The sequence below is a fragment of the Microcystis sp. M169S2 genome, assembly GCF_020245865.1.
In the GTDB taxonomy this organism is placed as follows: domain Bacteria; phylum Cyanobacteriota; class Cyanobacteriia; order Cyanobacteriales; family Microcystaceae; genus Microcystis; species Microcystis ichthyoblabe_A.
In genome coordinates this window covers 1-3,527 of record NZ_JADBUB010000123.1, presented here as the reverse complement: position 1 = coordinate 3,527, position 3,527 = coordinate 1, and the positions used below count along the sequence as shown (strand labels likewise).

At 37.6% G+C, this 3,527-nt stretch carries 1 protein-coding gene; it reads left to right on the top strand.

Going from position 1 to position 3,527, the window contains the following annotated elements; all coding sequences use genetic code 11:
• The first annotated feature begins 309 nt into the window (after positions 1–309).
• Positions 310–2,736, top strand: a complete 2,427-nt coding sequence (locus tag IM485_RS12920; protein ID WP_104398419.1) for a dynamin family protein — start codon at positions 310–312, stop codon at positions 2,734–2,736.
• The last annotated feature ends 791 nt before the right edge of the window (positions 2,737–3,527 follow it).

The following is a 3,527-nucleotide window of genomic DNA, read 5'->3' as shown; positions in this document are numbered from 1 at the left end:
CGTTTGAATTGTTCATCTGATAAGTTTTGATAATCCATAATTTTGCTAATAAACATAGCAAAATTATAGATGATTTCCTGACCTAAGATCACATTTTATTCTTTTTTCCACTTCAATCTAAGAATTGAGAAAAAAGCAAAACCTTGCATTATACCATAAAAAAATTATGCAAGAGGTCTATTCTAGATTCAAGACTAGGGCCTTGTCCTTGATTGCTTAAATTACTGAGCAAAGATGTGACATCTAGTTAGGGAATTTTGTTATCATGTGGGGAATAATAGCACTGTTCTTCTAGATCTGGGTTTTACCATGACTGAACTTTTACCCCAATGCAGTAATCTGGCTGGTAATGTTAACAGTATAATTGAACTATTGAAAGGCGAATCGTCTCTCCGCAATCAACAGGATACCAGCAAGATAGAAATTGCCCTACAAAAAGCCATTTCTCCCAAATTTGAAATCGTTTTCGCCGGTGCTTTTAGTGCCGGGAAATCAATGTTAATCAATGCACTTTTAGAGCGAGAATTGCTCTATAGTGCCGAAGGACACGCAACGGGTACAGAATGTTATATTGAGTACGCAGAAGCTGATGAGGAAAGAGTGGTTTTAACCTTTCTCAGCGAAGCAGAAATTCGTACTTTAGTCGATAGCGTCTGTCAAAATCTGCAATTAACTAATCCCAGTAACATTAATTCTCCAGAATACTGTAGTCAGTTAAACCAATACTGTCAAAAAATTATCGAACAGGAAGGGGGAGAAGGCAAATCCGAGCGAGCTAAACAAGCTCAGGGTTTAAAATTATTAATTGAAGGATTTACTCAAAATCGTGAGCGGATCCATACGATGCATAATGCCACCTATTCCATGGAACAATTTCACTTTTCTAATTTAGCAGAAGCAGCCAGTTTTGCCCGTCGTGGTAGCAATAGTGCCGTCTTAAAACGTCTAGAATATTACTGTCATCATCCTCTCCTTAAAGATGGTAACGTTTTGGTAGATTTGCCTGGTATTGATGCCCCAGTCAAAAAAGATGCCGCTTTAGCCTATCGTAAAATAGAGCATCCTGATACTTCGGCAGTGGTTTGTGTTTTAAAGGCTGCTTCTGCGGGAGAATTAGCCACAGAAGAAACGGAATTACTCGAAAAAATTGGCTCTAATGCTGGTATTCGTGATCGAGTTTTTTATGTTTTTAACCGCATCGATGAAACCTGGTACTCAGCCCAACTAAAACAGCGTTTAGAAAACCTAATTCAAACGCAATTTCGTGATACTTCCCGCATTTACAAAACCAGTGGACTTTTAGGGTTTTATGGGTATCAGGTGAAAAATCAAACTAATATTAATCAGCGTTATGGTTTAGATTCTATCTTTGCCGAAAGTGTTAAAAATTTAGGAGGACAAGAAGAAACACCGCAATTTGTCAGCGAGTTTAATAACTATTGTGCTAACTCAGGTAAATTACTGGCAACTCCCTTTAAAGTTTCCATCCACGGTTATGAAACTCCTAATAAAAATTACTTCCGAGTTTTAAGTGAGTGGGGAACTCCTTTACTAGAGCAGTTAATTGCTGATAGCGGTATCGAAGAATTTCGCAAGGCAATTACTCGTTATCTCACCGAAGAAAAACGCCCGCAATTGTTTGCAACTTTAGCCGATGATTTACAATCTCTTTGCATCACTCTCAAAAATCATTATCAAGGGATTTATCGTGATTTAGAGAGTCAACCACGAGAAATTGAGGCGATGAAAGCTCTGGAGTTAAATCACCTCAATCAAGAGTTAAAGGAAGTGGGAGAGAAATTAACTAAACATATCGAGGGTTATGTCAATGCTATCGTGGTTAATAGCGATGAAAACTTTGAAGAAGACTTTAAAAAACTGAAAGCGAGAATGGTATCAAGATTGGATGAGTTATTAAATACTTTTTCTGTCAGAAATGCTTACTCGCAAGCGACTTTAACCCATCCTCGCAATGCTACAGCACCTTTATTAGCAGTATTAGTAGAAGCTTTTTATTATCTGTCTAACCAGCTAGAAGATGTGTTAATTGAGGAGTCAACCAGTTTAGTTAATCGCTTCTGTCAGCGTCTCTTAGATGCGGTAAGGCAAGGTGATTATTATCGGCAAATCTATCGTTTATTGGGTAATGATGGTGGCATAGAAAATCAGCTAAAACAGGTGGAATTGCAGTTAATTAATGCCTTGATTTCCGAAGCAAAAACCGAGTGCGATCGCTATGTAAGAGAAAATCACAATTTTTACAACGAAGGCACTTTTTCTATCTTTCAATTTCGGCAAACTGTCCAACAAACTGCCCAAGGTTATGACTGTGAAAGTATTCTTGATGCTGAACCTGCTATCCGTCAATTACTTAAGTTAGATTTTGAGCCAAAAGTATCAGCGACAATTCAGAAAAACTTCCGTCAAACCATTAATAATACTTTAAAAAATCAATTGATACCAATGGCGAAAAAACAAGCGGATACTATTCTACAACAGTTCAATCAAGCTCGTTCTTATCTAGAACAAACCTTAGAACAGGAAGCGGCGGAAAAAATTGCTAATAATTCCCACAAACAGAAAGAAATTAACCAAAAAATTGAGGATTATAACCAAGCGATAAACTCTCTCAATACTTGTTTAACTGCTATGGGTTTACAGAAAAATCATTTACCTGTAATTGGTGAACAAGAATTAGAGATTGTCCCAGAAGTTGTTAATTACTCCAGCGATTAATATAGGGAAATTATCGGCATGAAGCGCCAATTCCAGTGTGAATTGGCGTTGTCTTTGAGTGAAAAATGCAAGTTATACTAAATCCGTGAGGACAGGCACTCATGCAGAAGGGGGAATATAGCAATTCTCTGACTTATGAGGTACAGACAGAATATGATCATTACAACGACTGCATCCGCAAAGCTAGAAAGATTCAGGTTATTGGCAACCACCCAGAAGACGTTCGATCTGTAGGTTGGGTTGAACAATAACAACTCTTGTCTGTCAAACATGAGCGATGCTTGAGCGAAACCCAACTGCACCGATGTTTTAAAGAATGTTGGGTTTCGCTCAAACCATTAGACTTGTTGCGGAATAGTGGCATAATGGGGAAGAAACAATGATTGGATATCCCCTTGAATGCTGAACATTGGCAGAATATTGCATCAAGATAGACTCTTGAGAGCGACCACAGGACTCAAGAGAAGAGCGTTTGAGACCTTGTTAGAGAAATTTGAACAGGTGTATTTGGCGGAAGCAGACAACAGGGAAAAGCCCTGACAGGGGGACAAGCAAGCTGAAAAGCTTATGTAGCATAAAATACAGACACAGACTCCAAAAAAAGATAAGTCATATTTACCATATATGACCTAAATAACGAAAATGATAAGTAGACCTCTTGCATAATTTTTTTATGGTATAATGTAAGGTTTTGCTTTTTTCTCAATTCTTAGATTGAAGTGGAAAAAAGAATAAAATGTGATCTTAGGTCAGGAAATCATCTATAATTTTGCTATGTTTATTAGCAAAAT